The organism is Tepidimonas aquatica (genome assembly GCF_007556585.1).
GTDB classification, from domain to species: Bacteria; Pseudomonadota; Gammaproteobacteria; order Burkholderiales; family Burkholderiaceae_C; genus Tepidimonas; species Tepidimonas aquatica.
The window spans coordinates 1-2,023 of the sequence record NZ_VJNA01000072.1; the positions used below are offsets into that span (position 1 = coordinate 1).

General features: G+C 63.5%; 1 protein-coding gene and 2 pseudogenes. 2 read left to right on the forward strand and 1 reads right to left on the reverse strand.

Translation table 11 applies throughout. The annotated features are described in order from the left end of the window. Nucleotides 1-132 (forward strand): annotated as a pseudogene (locus tag Taqua_RS13660) (IS481 family transposase); the annotation flags it as partial. Nucleotides 133-159: 27 nt separating this feature from the next. After that, complete coding sequence (gene ftsH / locus Taqua_RS12935) at nt 160-1,932, forward strand: ATP-dependent zinc metalloprotease FtsH (protein WP_144326978.1); 1,773 nt, start codon at nt 160-162, stop codon at nt 1,930-1,932. Here ftsH and Taqua_RS13665 read toward each other — a convergent pair. Beyond that, nucleotides 1,898-2,023: pseudogene (locus tag Taqua_RS13665) on the reverse strand (IS481 family transposase); the annotation flags it as partial. The gene ftsH and the pseudogene Taqua_RS13665 sit on opposite strands and share 35 nt — an antisense overlap.

A 2,023-nucleotide genomic window follows, 5' to 3' on the forward strand; every position in this document is an offset into this window, starting at 1 on the left:
CTGTACAATCACCACATCCCCCAGAAAGCCCTGGGACATGTCCCGCCCATCGAGGCCATGAAAAGATGGTACAAAGAAAAACCGGAACTTTTCATAAAAGTGCCACGCAATCGTCCGGGACCTGACATCTAGCGACACGACTTGCGAGGAACATTGCCCATGGAAAAGAAAGATCAATGGAACATCGGCTACTGGATCGTCGCCGGCCTGTTGCTGCTGACGCTGCAGAACTACTGGCAGGCGGCCAAGACCGTCGAGCCCGTGCCCTACAGCGAATTCGAGAAGGCGCTGGCCGAGGGGCGCATCGCCGAAGTGCTGGTGTCGGACCGCACGGTCACCGGGCGCCTGAAATCGCCGGACAGCCAGGGCAAGACCACCATCGTGGCCACTCGCGTCGAACCCGACCTGGCTGATCGGCTGTCGAAATACGACGTGCCTTACGCGCGGGTGGTGGAAAACACCTGGCTACGTGATGTGCTCTCCTGGATTCTGCCGGCGGTGGCCTTCTTCGGCGTCTGGTTCTTCCTGTTCCGCCGCTTCGCCGAGAAGCAGGGCATGGGTGGCTTCCTGAGCATCGGCAAGAGCCGTGCCAAGGTATTCATGGAGAAGAACACTGGCGTGACCTTTGCCGATGTCGCTGGCGTCGATGAAGCCAAGGCGGAGTTGGTTGAGATCGTCGATTTCCTCAAGAATCCGCAGGAGTATGGACGGCTCGGCGCGCGCATTCCCAAGGGCGTGTTGCTGGTTGGCCCGCCCGGCACGGGCAAGACCCTGCTGGCCAAGGCCGTGGCGGGCGAGGCCGGGGTACCGTTCTTTTCCATCTCAGGCTCGGAGTTCGTCGAGATGTTCGTCGGCGTGGGTGCGGCCCGTGTGCGCGACCTGTTCGAGCAGGCCCGCGGGCAGGCGCCGGCCATCATCTTCATCGACGAGCTCGATGCGCTGGGCCGCGCACGCGGCGTCGGCGGCCCCATCGGCGGCCACGACGAGCGCGAGCAGACCCTCAACCAGCTGCTCACCGAGATGGACGGCTTCGACAGCTCGGTCGGGCTGATCATCCTCGCCGCCACCAACCGCCCCGAAATCCTCGACCAGGCGCTTTTGCGCGCCGGTCGCTTCGACCGCCAGGTGCTGGTGGACCGGCCCGACAAGAAGGGGCGGCTGGACATCCTGAAAGTGCACGTCAAGAAGGTTACCCTGGCCAGTGATGTCGATCTCGAACAAGTCGCGGCGTTGACGACCGGCTTTTCTGGTGCCGACCTAGCCAACCTGGTTAACGAAGCGGCGCTGGCTGCCACCCGGCGCAAAGCCCGTGCGGTCGAGCTGCAGGACTTCACTGCAGCGATCGAGCGCATCGTCGCCGGCTTGGAGAAGCGCAACCGTGTCCTCAACCCGAAGGAGCGCGAGACGGTGGCCTATCACGAGATGGGCCATGCCTTGGTGGCGCTGGCGCTACCAGGCACAGACCCGGTACACAAGATATCGATCATCCCGCGCGGCATCGGCGCGCTGGGCTACACGCTGCAACGCCCCACCGAAGACCGCTTCCTGATGACGCGCGCCGACCTGGAGCACAAGATCGCCGTGCTGCTGGGCGGTCGTGCGGCCGAGAAGCTGGTGTTCGGCGAGCTGTCAACTGGGGCCGCCGATGACCTCGCGCGGGCCACCGACATCGCCCGCGACATGATCACCCGCTTTGGCATGGACGAAGGACTGGGCTACATCGCCTTCGAGGCGCAGAGGCCGCGTTTTCTCGATACACCGGAACTGGCCCACGGCGGCTGCCGGGTGGCCGAATCGACCCAGGCGCGCATCGATCAGGCCATCCGCGACATCGTGATGGGCGTGTTCGAGCGCGCCTACCGGATCCTCGACACCAACCGCGCGGTGCTGGAGCGTTGTCAGGTCCCGGACGATTGCGTGGCACTTTTATGAAAAGTTCCGGTTTTTCTTTGTACCATCTTTTCATGGCCTCGATGGGCGGGACATGTCCCAGGGCTTTCTGGGGGATGTGGTGATTGTACAG